This window comes from Eisenbergiella sp. OF01-20 (genome assembly GCF_003478085.1).
Lineage (GTDB): Bacteria > Bacillota > Clostridia > Lachnospirales > Lachnospiraceae > Eisenbergiella.
The window spans coordinates 21,049-37,370 of sequence record NZ_QUES01000046.1 but is presented as its reverse complement, the minus strand read 5'-3'; the positions used below and the strand labels follow the sequence as shown (position 1 = coordinate 37,370).

The 16,322-nt window shown below is 48.5% G+C and carries 10 protein-coding genes; 9 read left to right on the top strand and 1 reads right to left on the bottom strand.

The features are described from left to right. The first annotated feature begins 30 nt into the window (after positions 1–30). The 6 genes from DXA36_RS29300 to DXA36_RS29275 all read left to right on the top strand — a co-directional run bounded on the left by DXA36_RS29300 (position 31) and on the right by DXA36_RS29275 (position 9,837). Positions 31–2,373, top strand: a complete 2,343-nt coding sequence (locus tag DXA36_RS29300; RefSeq protein WP_118682801.1) for a helix-turn-helix domain-containing protein — start codon at positions 31–33, stop codon at positions 2,371–2,373. Positions 2,374–2,711: 338 nt separating this feature from the next. Further along, positions 2,712–3,683 (top strand): ABC transporter permease, encoded by a 972-nt coding sequence (locus DXA36_RS29295; protein WP_118682810.1) that lies wholly within the window; start codon positions 2,712–2,714, stop codon positions 3,681–3,683. Positions 3,684–3,696: 13 nt separating this feature from the next. Beyond that, positions 3,697–4,614 (top strand): carbohydrate ABC transporter permease, encoded by a 918-nt coding sequence (locus DXA36_RS29290; protein WP_207666387.1) that lies wholly within the window; start codon positions 3,697–3,699, stop codon positions 4,612–4,614. Positions 4,615–4,687: 73 nt separating this feature from the next. Then, positions 4,688–6,373 (top strand): extracellular solute-binding protein, encoded by a 1,686-nt coding sequence (locus tag DXA36_RS29285; RefSeq protein WP_118682800.1) that lies wholly within the window; start codon positions 4,688–4,690, stop codon positions 6,371–6,373. Positions 6,374–6,622: 249 nt separating this feature from the next. Beyond that, a complete protein-coding gene (locus tag DXA36_RS29280) occupies positions 6,623–8,587 on the top strand; it encodes an EAL domain-containing protein (protein ID WP_118682799.1) in 1,965 nt (654 codons plus the stop codon). Positions 8,588–8,736: 149 nt separating this feature from the next. Then, complete coding sequence (locus DXA36_RS29275; RefSeq protein WP_118682798.1) at positions 8,737–9,837, top strand: glycoside hydrolase family 88/105 protein; 1,101 nt, start codon at positions 8,737–8,739, stop codon at positions 9,835–9,837. 42 nt (positions 9,838–9,879) lie between these two features. On the opposite strand, the gene DXA36_RS29270 is transcribed toward DXA36_RS29275, so the two are convergent. Continuing rightward, positions 9,880–12,330: an AraC family transcriptional regulator gene (locus DXA36_RS29270; protein WP_118682797.1), complete on the bottom strand. Its 2,451-nt coding sequence runs from the start codon at positions 12,328–12,330 to the stop codon at positions 9,880–9,882. A 258-nt stretch (positions 12,331–12,588) separates the two neighbouring features. On the opposite strand from DXA36_RS29270, the gene DXA36_RS29265 reads away from it, so the two are divergent. The 3 genes from DXA36_RS29265 to DXA36_RS29255 all read left to right on the top strand — a co-directional run bounded on the left by DXA36_RS29265 (position 12,589) and on the right by DXA36_RS29255 (position 16,164). Next, the gene (locus tag DXA36_RS29265) at positions 12,589–13,542 is read left to right on the top strand and encodes an ABC transporter permease (RefSeq protein WP_118682796.1); all 954 of its coding nucleotides are present in this window, start codon (positions 12,589–12,591) and stop codon (positions 13,540–13,542) included. Positions 13,543–13,557: 15 nt separating this feature from the next. Next, complete coding sequence (locus tag DXA36_RS29260; protein WP_118682795.1) at positions 13,558–14,448, top strand: carbohydrate ABC transporter permease; 891 nt, start codon at positions 13,558–13,560, stop codon at positions 14,446–14,448. Positions 14,449–14,532: 84 nt separating this feature from the next. Next, complete coding sequence (locus DXA36_RS29255; RefSeq protein ID WP_118682794.1) at positions 14,533–16,164, top strand: DUF3502 domain-containing protein; 1,632 nt, start codon at positions 14,533–14,535, stop codon at positions 16,162–16,164. Positions 16,165–16,322: the final 158 nt, after the last annotated feature.

Below are 16,322 nucleotides of genomic sequence, written 5' to 3'. Positions count from 1 at the left end.
CGAGAAGAAGAACCGATTACAGGGGGAAGCATGAGGCGATTTTCTTTTTTCTGGCAGATATTTCTTATGATTTTTTGTGTGCTGATCATTCCGACTTCCTTAATCGCCTATTATGCCATGCAGGATGTGGCCAAATATGCGGAGGAAAATATTGCGGTGTCCAAGCTGGATAATCTGGAATCCGTCAGCAATGCCACGGAGCTTATACTAAGCAGCTATACAAGAAATGTGATCCAGTTTGCCAACAGCACGGCTTACAGAAACCTGGGACAGGTCACTTCGTACCAGGAGCTGAATATTGATTTTGAGATGGTCAGGACAGCCTGGGACGCCCAGTCCTATCTGAGCCGCGTTTTTGGTACGGAGAAAATGGTACACTCCTGTTTTTATATGGGGAAGGGCAGCGATTATGTGATTTCCTCCGACAAGAATATCTGCCGTTTGGAAAATTATGTATCCATGGATTGGATGGAAGAGGAAGATATCAATGAGAACGGGATCCGGGGGAAATGGATCGCAAGAGAGCTGGATACTTCCCATGACGGAGGGGCGGAATATGAAAAAGCAAGCCGGAACAGCATTCCGGTCCTTTCCTATGTTTATTCCATCAGTCCCCTGATAACGGCCAAGGGAGGCTATATTGTCTGCAACGTCTATAATTCCAGATTAAGCGAATTCATCAATCCCACCAACCAGGCATCCGGAACCTGCTATATTCTCGATGAAGACAAAAATATAATATGCCATCCGGATAATGACCGTTTCCTCGCCGGGGAAGAGAACCAGGTGATTATCGACAACATTACCGGATCCAAACAAAAAACAGGTTATTTTGACTACGAGGAGGCAGGGGTACGCTACCTGTGTGCCTATAAGAAATCAAGCTTCAATAACTGGATCTACGTGGTAAACTACAGCATGGACGATATCATGCGGCAGGTAAAGACGGTTTCTTCTACCGCCATGCTCATCATTATGCTCGCCATTGCCGTGGAAATGATTCTGGTCCTCCTCATATCCTATTGGATTTTCAAGCCCTTCCGTATGCTTTTTAACAATGTGAAAGAAAATATGACAGAAGGAATGACGGAAAAAGCCCCCTCCAAAAATGAAGTATACTATTTAAATGAAGTTTTCAAGAAAATGAAGTCGGAGGAAAGCCAGATCCATGAAATTCTGGAGAAGAAAAATTCAGATGCCCAGCGGCTTCATCTCCGGGAAATGCTGACGGGAACGCTGGAATCCCGTGAGAAAAAGGAAAACCTGGCCAAGAGCTTCCCGTATGAGCATTTTATGGTGCTGCTTGCCAGTGTGGACGGCGGCAGCGAAATGCTGCGGAAATACAATTCGGATGAGCGGATGTTTTACTTCCTTCAGATAGAGGACCTGTTCACCGACTGTCTCAGCCAGGAGGGGTACGTGGCCAAAGCTATCCGCTTCCGCTCCACTACCTGTGCGGTTATCCTGAACATAAAAGCCTATGATCAGAAGAAAACGGCGGCTTATATCAGGGATAAAATCGATCTGGTCAAGCAGCAGACAAGACAGATCTTTGATTATAGCCTGACAATCGGGATAAGCGCCGTACATGCGGACATCGATGATTTGAATGAAGGGATGGCCGAAGCGACGGCGGCGGTAAAGCACCGCATTATAGCCGGAAAAAACCAGATTATCTTCTGGAATCCCCGGATGAACGAAAGCAAACGGTATTTTTATCCCTATGACAGCGAAAATAAGATAATCAACTATCTGAAGCTGCAGAAAATGGATGCCGTTTATGAAGAACTGGAGCTGGTAAGGGAACAAATCGTTGCCATAGAGGATATTTCCTATGATAATGTGGTGCTTATCTATCAGCAGATGATAGGGGCCATTATCAAAGCCCTGATGGAGGAGAAAATCCAGATATCCAAATTCCTGGGTAACGGAAGGCAGGCCTACACAGCTATAGCGGAAATGGATACCATTGAAGAAATCGAGCTTTTCATGAAGGAGTTTATCCGCCGGATTCAGGAATACCTGGGGGAAGTGACGGAGGAAAAAGAGGATGTGAAGCTGTATGACCGCATCATCGCATATCTGGAGGAGCATTATAAGGAGGATATTGACTATGAAGAAGCGGCGGAGAACATAGGGATCAGCTATTCCTATATGCGCCGGGTAGTCAAGGAAGGCGGGGATATCAGCATGGTGGACTATGTGAACCGCCTGCGGATACGGGAAGCCAAGAAGCTTTTACTGACAACGGACCTTAAAATACCCGATATTGCCGGGATGGTCGGCTACCATAATGTACAAAGCCTGAACCGTTTTTTCAAGAAATATGAGGGAACAACACCTAACGGGGTAAGGGACCTTGGCAAAAAGTAGATGGAAATAATAGCATAAAGCCCTTCTTTCGTCAAAACGATAGCGAAAGAAGGGCTTTTTTATTGATTTCTATACAAAATGACGCATCAATTTTGATTTTTACTTTCGGAAATGCCACTTTTTATAGCAGAATTAAATGTAAATTCAGGAGTGAGCTGCGTGTATTTTTATAGATACAAAAAAATGATTACAAAAAAACTCCCTGTTTTCAAGGGTTTGCATACACACTCAAAAATGATTCTGCCTATCAAAAATGATAATTTACAAAATATCGAGCGAAAGCTATACTGGGAAGCAAGAAAACGGAAAACGTCATGGCGGAAGGAAGGGGAAATTTTATGAGTAGTAAAAAATCAGCTGTGACAGCTGATAACAAGCTTGCAGTAAAGCAGGCGAAAAAACAACAGAGGAGCTTTGCTTCCTGTTTCAAGAGAGATTGGCAGTTATATTCCTTATTACTGATACCACTTGCATTTTGCTTCCTGTTCAAATATGTTCCTATGAGCTGGCTCCAGATTGCTTTTAAGGACTGGAAGATTAAGGATGGATTTTTCGGAGGGGAATGGGTCGGCTTTGAAATCTTTGCCAAAGTATTCGGCCACAGGAACTTCATGAAATCATTAAGAAACACATTGCTGTTAAATGTGCTGGATTTGCTGGTCAGCTTTCCGATGCCGATTATCCTGGCCCTGCTGCTGAATGAGATCAGAAGCATCAAATTTAAAAAAGTGACGCAGACCTTATTATACCTGCCTCACTTTCTCTCCTGGGTAATCATCGGCGGCCTCGCTTATCAGCTGCTGTCCGTGAATACCGGCGTTGTGAACGCGCTGATTCAGAATCTGGGAGGAAACGCGGTGAACTTCCTGCAGGAGGATACCAGCTGGCTGATAACCTATATTGTTATCGGGGCATGGCAGTCCATGGGATGGGGAACCATTATATATCTGGCATCCATCACCTCGGTCAGCCCGGAGCTGTATGAAGCGGCCCGTGTGGACGGGGCAAACCGGTGGCAGCAGATGTGGAGCGTAACACTACCCTGTATCCGAAGCACGATTGTTATCCTGTTAATCATGCAGTTGGGCAAGATTATGGGAGGTTCCTTTGAACGTATTATGGCGCTGATGAATTATGCGGCAACCGAGTATACCACAACCATACCGGTTCTCGTATACCAATGGGGTATCCAGGATATGAAATTCAGCCAGTCAACGGCCCTGGGCCTTTTCCAGTCCATAATCGGATTGATTCTGGTGCTTGGCGCCGATTTCGTTGCAAAGCGTCTCGGCGAAACCGGTCTGGTATAAGGAGGAGTGAACAATGGCGGAACAAGCAAAAATACGTAAGGCCGGCAGGAAAAAATCCACAGGCCGGAATCTGGCGGCAGACATCCTGATATATGCATTTGTAACCATTATCAGTTTAAGCTGTGTGCTTCCCTATATCCATGTAATAGCGAAGTCCTTCAGCTCTGAAAGCTTTGTTATTGCAAAAAAAGTGTTCCTGCTTCCCAAAGGGTTTACCCCGGAAGCTTATATCAAGATTTTTAATGACAGCTCCTTTATCATATCCTTCGGCGTAACGGTATTGATGACTATCCTGTTTACCGCCCTCGGAATGGTTATTACCATATGTGCAGCCTATCCGCTGTCCAGGAAGGAGTTGCGCGGCAGAAAGCTCATCAACCTTTTATTCATCTTTACCATGTATTTTGCAGGCGGCATGATTCCGGATTACATACTGATAAACAAGCTGGGTATGTTGGAACGGATGTCCTCCCTTGTCCTGCCCCTGGCGTTCAGCGCCTATAATATGGTCATCATGAAAAATTCCCTGGAATCCGGCATCCCGGACAGCCTGATTGAATCGGCCGTCATAGACGGGGCCAATCATTACACGATTCTGGGAAAGATTGTCCTTCCGCTTTCCAAGCCTATTATGGCGACCCTGACCCTGTTTTACGCGGTGGGGCGCTGGAATACCTACAGCGATGCCATGTTCTACATAAAACAGAACGTATCCTTAAGGCCTCTGCAGCTGAAGCTGTATTATCTGATAGTGGCCGCAACAGAGAGCATCCAGGGATCCGTCAACGATACGGCGATGTCAACCATAACGGATCCGGAAATCATAAAGGCAGCCTGTATCGTATTTGCAACCATCCCGATTATCTGTGTGTATCCTTTCGTACAGAAATATTTTGTACAGGGCACCATGATCGGCGCCGTAAAGGGCTGACGGTATTTACGTAACTTGTCATGGCAGTACCCGCATATGCGGACGATTATAAATCATTCAAGGAGGAACCAACATGAAAAAAGCGTTACAAAAAGTCCTTGCTGCAGGTCTTATATCAGCAATGGCGCTGGGCACTCTTGCAGGGTGCGGATCCAGCGAAACCACCACAGCATCCTCAGAACCCCAGTCGGAGGCAAAGACGGAAGCTGCTTCCGAGGCAGGCACAGAAGCGGGCTCAGAAGCAGCAGCCGCAGATTTTACCGATTATTCCGGCGGATTCCCGGAGCAGGTAACTTTACAGGTGCCTGTATATGAAAGAGGCTGGGAAGGCTGGAATCCCACGGATAACTATTGGACCAAATGGATTCAGGAAAACTTCGGCGACAAATATAATGTAAACGTTGAATTTGTTTCCATTGGACGTTCCACAGAGGTGCAGGATTTTACACAGCTTCTGTCCGCAGGAAGCGCCCCTACCTTCATTTTCCACTATGACTATCCCAACATCCTGGCATACTATGCCCAGGGCGCCTATCAGGAGCTGAATGCGGATGAAATCGCATACTATGCCCCCTCCTTCTGGGGAACCATGGGGGAAACCATCAAAGATTACGGCGTAATTGATGATAAGCTGATGGTAGTTATGGGCAACCGGACCGAGCTGGTATCCTCCAACTTCGGTACCTTGGTAAGAAAAGATTGGATGGATGAACTGGGAATTGAAATGCCTGAAAACCTTACCGAGTATAACGATATGCTGATGAAATTCAAGGAAGCCGGCTATGGCTTTGCTTCCGAACCTCTGCTTGCCAAATCCTTTAACTTTGATTACAACTTCAGAGGATGGCCCAATGACGAGGAAGGAAGGGCTCTGAATTCCGATCTGGCCGTAGCATCCTTTACCTGGGAACCTACCAAGGCATATCTGAAGAACCTGAACTATGAATACCAGAACGGATTAATTGACCCCGACTTCTACCTGGATACGGACGGAAACCAGTCCAAATCTAACTTTGTGGCTGGAAAAGCAGCTACCTACGCCTGCTATATCAATGCAGGAACACAGGAAAACGTAATCGATCCCTTATTGGCACAGAACCCGGATGCAGAACTTGCAATCCTGGATCCCGCAGCCAAATCTCCTGACGGAGAAGCTCCCCAGGGACGTGAATACTGGCCTTTCGGTATGATTTACGGCATCAACGCAGATGCGACCGATGAAGAACGGATCGCAGCATGGATGTATATCGAATGGATGAGCCAGCCCGATGTAATCGATGCCCTTCAGAACGGGTTTGAAGGAAAGAATTACGAAGTAACGGAAGACGGAATCAAAGCTCCCACCGGTTATACCGGAGAAGAGAAGCTGTCCAACAACGATAACGGCGACTACTGGTGTCTGGTAAATGCCAACAAGCAGTATGAAACCGAAGAAGAATGGAGAAAATCCATTATCTTCTCCAATGCGCCTGTAGGATATGAATACCTGATCGAAGATATCCTGGCCTATAACGAGAAATATGATGAGTATTTCACACCGGATACCTGCTTTACCGTACCGGTTGAAACGCTGTCAGAATATTCCTCCGACCTGGCCGAACTGTGGAAGGAATCCTATGTACAGCTGGTAACCAAGGCTGCGACAGACGAAGAATTCGAATCCATGTATGAAGAGATGAGCCAGCAGTATCTGGATGCCGGTTATCAGGAAATCCTGGATGAGAAACAGGCTGCCTTTGATGCAGGGAAATTCCATTAAATAGAATTGTTGATTCCATGACAGGGTGCTAAAACTGACTGCTGCAAACGCGGAGAACCTTCTGCTTTTGCAGCAGTTTCTTTTAGTAACCGTTCAGCCGTCCCTTCTTTTCTGTAGGTTCCCATTGTGGATTCGCCGGTAATTAGGTATAATGTTACATGAACTGTAAAAACGGTATGCCATGCATAAATGCGTAACAGATAGTTCTTAATATAAAATATAAAGGGAGAGGACTGGCGGGGGATAAGAATGGAATGGAATATTGCGGCGGAAGCGATTTCATTGGTAATGATGGGGATTATATGGGTATATGCCCGGAAAGGAAGCCATCTGCCAACCTTAAAAAACAGGATCTTCCAGTGGTGCCTGCTGGTCACCTTCAGCGCTATGCTGACGAATATCCTGTCTACGATCCTGATTCATCAGTACCGGCGGGTGCCGATGGGGCTGACCTGGACGGTGACCACGGTGTATTATATCCTGACTCCGCTTATGGGGCTGGCCTATTTTCTCTATGCCGTTTCCGTTATTTATACGGAAAGTTTACAGGTGAAGAAAATTATGGCGGTGGGGATGATTCCCGGCGCGCTTTATGCGGTTATGGTTCTGGCCAATCCTTTTAACAAGCTGCTGTTTGATATTAACAGCAGGGAAGGGTATACGAGGGGAAGCCTGGTTTCGGTTACCTATCTTATTTTTTATGCCTATTGTCTGGCCAGTATCGTGCTCACCCTTGCGAATCATAAGAAAATTGACCGTAATATATATCATATTCTTGCCGCTTTCCCTATTCTGGCTGTTCTGGTCATTATCGTACAGGAGATGTATCCGGAGGTCATTCTGTCCGGCTCTGCGGCGACATGTGCCCTTCTGATCATCTATCTGCATCTGCAGAACAAGCAGATTTCCCTGGATTATCTGACCGGTGTGCCCAACCGGCAGGAGCTTCTGAATATGCTCAAAATCATGATAAAAAAGGCACCTTCCCGTAAATTTGTCCTCATTGTGGTATCCCTGCGGGATTTCCGTCAGGTAAATAATACATGCGGGCAGCAGAAGGGGGATGAATTCCTGAAGGAAGTATGCCGGTTCCTGTGTGGGATCGGACCGCAGGGAAATGTGTACCGCTTCAGCGGTGATGAATTCGCCCTGCTATATCCGCAGCCCGATGAGGGGCGGATCAGGCGGTGTGTGGACGAAATACAAAACCGTATGACCCAACCCTGGCAGATAGGGGATTATTGCTTCCGGATGTCCGCAGCTATGGGGGCTATCAACCATAACGGGGAAGAAGAAACGCTGGAAAAAACGATAAATGCCATTGAATATGCGGTATCCCAGGCTAAAGCCGGGAAATGCGGTTCCCTTTGCTATTGTGACAAGGACATGCTGGATAAGCTGGAGCGGCGCAGCCAGGTCATCCATATCCTGAAGGAGCAGCTGGAGAAGCAGAGCTTTGAAATGTATTACCAGCCTATTTATGGGGTGAAAAAAGGGTACTTTGCCCATGCGGAGTCCCTGATGCGGATCCCGCATTCACCGATAGGGCCCATATATCCCGATGAATTCATCCCCGTCGCGGAGGAAACGGGGCTTATTGTGGATATCACTTATGTGGTACTGGACAAGGTCTGCCGGTTCATCAACCGTCTGACGGAACAAAACATTCCTATAGAATCCGTCCATGTGAATTTCTCAGCCATGCAGTTTTCCCAGCAGGATCTGGAGGAACGTGTGCTGGAGATCATCCGAAGGAACCATACCCCCATGTCCGCCGTTAAAATCGAATTCACGGAAAGCACGCTGGCGGAAAGCACAAAGGCCGTTACGGAGTTTGCCCTCCACATGCTGCAGCATGGAATTAAGATGGGACTGGACGATTTCGGTACGGGGTACTCCAATATTGCAACGGTAATTAATATCCCTTTCGGTACCGTCAAACTGGATAAGAGCCTGGTGTGGGTTTCCATGGATAATGAAAAGTCGGCACTGGCGGTAAAGAATCTTTCCCATACCTTTCAGCAGCTGGGGATGAAGGTGGTTGCGGAGGGCGTGGAAACCGAGGAACAAAGAAAGCGGGTGGAGGAATTCGGCGTGGATCAGATCCAGGGTTATTATTATGCGAAACCCATGACGGCGGATGCCATGGTGGAATTCATGCGCAGCAACGGCCCTGAGGTGCGGTCTGCGGGAAACAAAGCGGAATGCAGGTGACCGTTTGCATAAGGTCGATATCTATCAGAAAGCGCGTGATTTCAGGAAGTTTTTGAATGAAGAATGTGCTATTCTTTTTCAAGAAGCAATGAATTACTAAGGTATGGTCACCGGTTTCTTATTTTAATAAAGCAAAAAGGAGAGGAATCATGAGCAGTTACAAAGAACCAGTTGCGTATGCAAAGCAATCCTGTGATACCATGATGCGAAAGTTCAGGGCGGAGGATCTGCCGCCCAAAGGCCATTTTCATTATCATCAGGGTGTATTTCTGTCCGGCGTGTACCAGACATACCGCCTATGCGGGGAGGAAGCCTATTTTACTTACATAAAGGACTGGGTGGATTCCATTTTAGATGAAAACGGGGATATCCATACCTTTGATCCGGGCCAGCTGGATGATATCCAGCCGGGAATTCTTCTGTATCCGCTTATGGACCGAACAGGGGATCCGCGTTACCGTAAGGCTCTGGACACCCTGCTTCCTATCGTTAAGGGTTTTCCCAGGAACAAGGAGGGCGGTTTCTGGCATAAGAAGGAATTTGCGGAACAGATGTGGCTGGACGGGCTGTATATGGCAGGACCTGTCTGTGCGGAATATGCCAGACGCTTTAATAAACCCGAATACCGGGAAATAGTAGTACAGCAGGCTCTTCTGATGCAGGAAAAAACCAGGGATGATAAGACCGGCCTGTTCTATCATGCATGGGACAGCGCCGGAAGGGAGGGCTGGGCCGATCCGGTGACCGGCCGATCCCCGGAATTCTGGGGCCGGTCCATAGGCTGGGTACCGGTAGCCATATTGGATGATCTGGATTTTATGGAAGAAAGCGATCCCGGATATGACAGCCTCTGCGAACTGGTACGAAACCTCATGGAGGCAGTGTGCCGGTATCAGTCGGAAAGCGGCTTATGGTATCAGGTAGTGGATAAAGAGGGAGAAGAAGGCAACTGGCCGGAAACCTCCTGCAGCTGTCTTTTCACGGCGGCGCTGTGCAAGGCGGTACGGAAAGGGATTTTGGACAAAGGATACCTGACTCCGGCCAGAAGAGGCTTTGAAGGTGTGATTGATTCCCTGCAGTGGGAGGGAGAGGATCTGCTGGTAGGCAGCGTTTGTATCGGTACGGGCGTGGGAGATTATAAGCATTATTGTGAACGTCCCGTGTCGGTGAATGATCTTCATGGGGTAGGCGCTTTCCTGCTGATGTGCGCACAGGTACAGCAGGTGCGTGACCTGTCATCGATAAAGTAGTCCGGCCATCAGGCCGCACGGGATGTTCCCGTGCGGCCTGGTTCATTCTGTCATATCCTTTTCCTGTCCCATCTGATTTTTATTCTTCCGGTAATCCCCAAGAGACATCCCGAAATGTTTTTTAAACTGAGTATAAAAATAATTATTCTTTTCAATCCCCACCTTTTCCAGGATCCGGGAAAGAGACAGGCTGGTATGTTCCAAATAGTACGAAAGCGTATCCATCCGCAAATCCAGGATGTACTGGGCTACGGATTTCTGCATGGAGGTTTTAAAAATCTGACCGATATAATTGGGGGATAATCCGATTTCCTCTGCTATGGAGCTTAAGCACAAGGCGGGATCGGAATAATCCCGGTCAATAATCCGGCAGACGTTCTGTGTGATCTGATTGGTATTCTGCCTGGAAGTATCCTCTTTTGCCGCCCGGGTTTCCCCGCACATATCCCTGATAAACGCTTCCATGTGACTGACGATGTCCCCGGAAATTTCCGAATCCTGCAGGGCTGCCAGAAACCTTCGCAGAAGGGAGGTCCCTTCCTCCTTCAGCCCGGGAAACTTCTGCAGAATTTCCGTATATACCGTATAGGCCAGATGGATGCTTCCGGATATGATTTCATTATAGTCATAGGTAAAAAGCTGTTCCGTTATCTGCCGGTACAGCTCCAGGGCCTGTTCCGTCTTGGCGCCGGCGATGGACCAGGAGAGCTGATCTGCTTTCTGGGAAGGAAACTGGAAGCTTCCGGTCTCCAGTTCATCCACCATATAGGGAGAGATGATACATCCATGTCCGTATTTCATTTTCAGGAGCAGGGAATCCTTCATGTTATGATACATGCTGGGAAAATGCTCGATCCCTTTGAAAAAGGTGCTGTAAGCCGCAGAAAGGGATAAATCCATGCAGCGTTTTACATTTTCCTGCACATCCAGCAGCATTTTATCCACCGAATTCTGGAAAATCCGGTATACGGAACCCTCTTCGCAGGAAATCAGCACCACGAATTTATCATTGTCGCGGCTGAATACCTGGCAGGGGAAATAGCCGGAGGCTATCTCCTCCGTGATATTTACGATGGCAAAACGCAGCACCCACAGCTCCTTCGGGTTATTTTCGGCAAGAAAGCGGTCATAGCTGTCGATTTTCAGCACTGCCATACAGAGGGTATCGGTGAGCAGGCGGCTCAGGTTCAGCCCCTGGAGCTTATGGGAGATGCGTTCCATGGAATCCGTATTGTTTCCGGTGAGCAGGTTATTCAGACAGTCCTGGCGGATGGAATAGGCGGTTTCCCGCTTTATCTGCTCAAACTGCCGGTTTTGTTTTTTCATATCTTTATACGTATCGAGGATGAGACGGAATTCCTGGGTCCCTTCCAGGGCGGACGGCAGCTTCTCCACCGGTTCGCCCTTTATCATGTGGGTGATGGCCTGGATGGGGGAATTCAGCCTTCTGGCAAAGGAAAGACAGATAAGGCTTCCCAGCAGAAGTACCCCGAGCATAATGCCGGCCCCGGCAAGGGAAGAGGTGAGGATATCCTTGAAAATCACACTGGCAGGGATCAGGCTCATCAGATACCATTGGTACTTATTTCCTGCGGTGACGGACTGGAAATACCGGATATCCCCGATGGTTAAAAAGGAGCCTTTTGTCCCTGTCTCTTTGGAGCGGTCATGCAGATGCGCGTAAAGCTGTTCATACAGCTGGGAATTTTGTTCCAGCTGTGGGCTCAGCGCCGTGCTTATGACGCTGCCGTCTTTATCCATAATCACAAAATCCATATGCATCCCGTCCTCAAACTGGTTCATGGTCTGCATGGAGTCCGTGAGTAAGGATGGGTTTACATTAATAATAATGGCATTCTTAAGCCCGTTTTCTTCTTGCGTGCTGTCAAATACAAGGTAGGAAAGGGTTTTTGCCACATGGGAGGTGCCGCTTATCGTACCGGGAATGGGGATTCCCGAATAGGAAGCAGCAAAAGCCGGATCCGTGATGAGTGCGGCTATCTGTTCGTCTTTAAATTCTCCGCTGTGCAGCTGTTCCCCGCTCTTGGAGGAAAAAAACAAATCCAGGGAGGCGTTGTACAGATAAATGCTGTCTACAAAAGGCAGAGTCATAAGCTGCTTGTCCAGTGTGCGGCTGGCGAGGATAGGAATCATGGAATCGTGTTCCTTCATATTTAAAAAGGAAATAATATCCTTGTCCCCGTACAGGGCCTGTGTCAGGCGCTGTGCGTTGTCGTCCATCTGGGTGATGGTGTAATTGGTCTGGGAAAGCAGGTTCCTGTTAAATGCGGTGGTGATGGACAGGGAGGTCCTGAAATAATTGGCGGTAAGAAACAGGGTGAGCAGAAGCGTAATGCTGACGGACAGGCCGAGCAGTGAAAAAAGAAGCGTTCGAAAAAAACTTTTATCCTTTACCGGGGCGGAAAGCTGCCGCTCTTCTTTGTGAACATCAGGATGGCTCACTGAGCGCGGCATCCGTTGTTTTTTCTTCATAATCCCCTCGCCTTTCTATCGGATTTTTCTACAACCATTATATAAATTTTTGGAAAAATCTTCAATCATTCCCGGCTCCTTTTCTCAGATTTTATAGAAATTGTTAAAAATCAGAGAGCGGAAGTGTTAAAAATAAGGACGGGTGTCATTTTTGTTTGTTGAGAAAACCGGGCGGGCTGCCCATAATGATGACAGACGGGAAAGACGCCGGGAGAGTTCCCGGAAGATACCTTTCCTATAAAAAAAGGAGGAGGATACATGGGAGTGAACAGGAAAAAGAAAAAAGGCGCCGGAAGACGTTCCCTGAAAAGACAGCTGCCGTTTTATCTGATGATGGCGCCGGGGTTGTTTTTCATAGGGTTGCTATTTTATCTGCCCATGCCGGGTGTAATACTCGCATTTAAGGATTACAGCCCCGTAGACGGTCTGTTCGGAAGCAAATGGGTGGATCCGCTGTTTAAAAATTTCGAGTTTTTCTTTAAATCGGAGACAGCCCGCACGGTTACGGTAAACACGCTTGTCTATAATATGCTGGAGGCCGTGCTGGTCACAGTATGCGCCGTGGCACTTGCCGTTCTTCTGAATGAGGTGGGAAATAAATATCTGGCGGCAACCTATAAAGGGGCCATCCTTCTGCCCACCTTCCTTTCCTGGGTGGTGATCCAGTACATATTATTCGGTCTGCTCAGTGTGGACAGGGGGATCGTGAACCATGCCATAACCGGTCTGGGGGGAGAGGAGATTTACTGGTACAGTGAACCGGCCTATTGGCGGGTGATTATGCCGCTGGCCTACCTGTGGAAAAATGTGGGCTATTACTCTGTCCTCTATGTGGCGGCCATAGCGGGAATCAATACGGATTATTATGAGGCGGCCCAGTTGGACGGTGCATCCAAATGGCAGCAGGTCAAATATGTGACGCTGCCTCTGATCCGTCCCACGGTGATTGTCCTTTCCTTATTATGGGTAGGAAAGCTGTTCAACGGCGGCCTGGGCGACTGGAATGCTTTTTATACCCTGCCCAATGATGCGGGGGCCTTGTATAAGGCGACGGATGTTATTGACACCTATGTGTTCCGTTCCCTTAAGAAAATCAATGATTACGGTATGTCCGCGGCCGTGGGCCTTTATCAGTCCGCCATAGGCTTTGCGCTGGTGCTGCTGTCAAATATGGTCATCAAAAAAATCGATCCGGACAGCGCGCTGTTCTGAGGAAGGAGATACTTTATGAGCAACAGAAAAAAATTCGGGCCTTCCAGGCTCTTGCTCCACCTGGTTTTTATCCTGCTGTGTCTGATTTGTGTGATCCCTCTTCTGCTGGTAGTGGGGATTTCCTTCACAGACGAAACATCGCTGATGGTGGACGGCTATCATTTTATTCCCAGGGTATTCAGCACGGACGCGTACAAATATGTGTTCAGCGGGGCGGGATCGGTCTTACAGGCCTATGTGGTGACCATTGCAGTTACGGTCCTGGGAACAGGGCTTCATCTTCTGGTGACCTCCATGCTTGCCTACTCCCTTACGAGGGAAGAAGTGACGGCACGGGAAAAAATATCCCTGTTTGTCTACATCCCCGTGCTGTTTAACGGCGGACTGGTTCCTTATTATATGCTGATGACCCGTTTCCTGCACCTGAAAAACACCATATGGGTACTGATACTTGCAAGCCTGGTTTCCGCGGTGAATGTTCTGATTATGAAGAACTTTTTCCGGACGATACCGAATTCCCTGATCGAATCCGCAAGGATTGACGGTTCCGGTGAAATCCGTACTTTTTTTACCATTGTCCTGCCCTTATCCACGCCTTCCCTGGCGGCTATCGGCCTGTTTGTGGCGATTGCCTACTGGAATGACTGGATGACCTGTTCCCTGTATATCGAGACGCCGAAGCTGCATACGCTGCAGTACCTTCTGCAGTCGCTGATGAATAACATCGGGTATTTACAGTCCAATGCCCAGGCATCCCGATCCATTGAACAGTCGCTTGGCACACTGCCGAGCGAGGGTGCGCGGATGGCAACCTGCGTGCTTGCCATAGGGCCAATCATCCTGCTGTATCCCCTGCTTCAAAAGTATTTTGAAAAAGGGCTTACCATCGGGGCTGTCAAGGAATAACGGCAGTCTCTGAACGGTTACCGGGAAACAAATGGAACCGGAAGCGGTGCCATATGTTATTATAAAATTATAGGAGGAAGAAACATGAGAAAGAAAAGAATGACGGCGATCCTGCTTGCAGGAGCCATGGTGCTGGGTACACTTGCAGGCTGCGGGAGCAAGGAAACCGCAGCGCCGGAAGCGCCCGCCTCTGAGCAGGCTGCGGAAAAATCAACGGCAGAGACCGGGGAGACTCCGGCCGCGGAGAAAAAGGACGACGCTGAGGTGGTGGAGCTTAGTTTTTATATGAGCAACGGCCCGGTGATTGACCAGGAACGGATTATGGAAAAAGCCAATGCAATCATAGAGGAAGAAATCAATGCGCACCTGAACCTGATTCTGGTGGACGGGGCGACCTATGCGGACAAAATGAACCTCATGATTAATTCCGGCGATGCCTGGGATCTGTGCTTTACCGCCAGCTGGGGCGGGATTAATTTCTTTGAAAATGCGGCAAAAGGCGCTTATGCGGATCTTACCGACCTGATACCGGTATATGCGCCGGAAACCTATGCCAGGATTCCCGAGGGACTTTGGGACGGGGTTAAGGTGAACGGACGGATATATGGGCTGGTAAATTACCAGCAGTGGGGCGTTGCTTCCAGAAAAGGTTTTAAATTCCGCAGCGATATCGTGGATGAGCTGGGGTTTGACTGGAAAGCGGTGAAGGGAAAACCGACCCTGGAAGTCCTGGAAATGATGGGACCCTTCCTGGGAGAAGCCCTGGAGGCCCATCCGGATATGATCGGCTTTGAAACCTCCTCCGGTTACAGCCTTTTTGCCAACGAGCCGCTGATGTGGGATATGGAAAATGTAGGCGACATGACCACTCCCGGCTGGGTACGTTTTGAAGATCCCGACACGGTTATCAACCAGTTTGAGACAGAAGAATTCGCCCGGTATTGTGAAATCATGCGGGAATGGTACGAAAAGGGCTATGTGAGAAAAGACGGCGCTACCGTAAAGGATACCTCCCCGGACAGAAAAGCGGCCAAATTCGTTGCCGAAGTGACCTATGGCTGGCCGGACAGCATTGATTTTGAAGGAAACGAGGATGCGGAGCATATGTCCATGTGTACGGTGGAAAACGCGCCCTCTTATACCGTTTCCACCACCAGGACCGTAATCCCCGCAGCAGCAGGCTCCACCGCAGCTGTGGCAATCAACGCCCAGTCCCCTAATATCGAAAAGGCCCTGGAGCTGGTTGAACTTCTGAACACCAATGATGAACTGTATCTGCTCATCACCCAGGGGGAAGAAGGCGTGGATTATATCTATGACGAAGAAGGCGTCTTCGCCCTGCAGGATGGGAAATATAACTTTAACTACAATGAATGGCAGATCGGCCAGTCCTACAGCCCGGATTTCACCAGGGCCCTTTATAACCGCAACGAAGCCGGTGAAAAGCAGAAGGAATCCCAGTCCGTAGTATTTGCTGCGGATAAGGAGGCCGAAATCTCACCGGTAACCGGATTCACCTTTGATCCCACGCCTGTAAAGACACAGCTTGCCAATTGTGCATCCATAACCACAGAGATGGTTCCCGCCCTCAGCTCCGGTTCCGTGGATCCCGCAAAGGCTCTTCCGGAATTCCTGCAGCGGCTGGAGACGGCAGGAGTGAAGGATATTATTGCTGAAAAACAGAAACAGCTGGATGCCTGGAAAGCGGCCAACTAAAAATCAACAGCGGACGCTCTGAGAGCCATCCGCATGTTTAGTCATACATTCTGCGGAAATAAGAACCGCTGCGGGCCGGGGAAACGTAAACCGTATCCCCGGCCTGCCGGTTCCCGGAGAGAAACAAAGGAAGGTATGGATGCTGTATCGCGGATGAA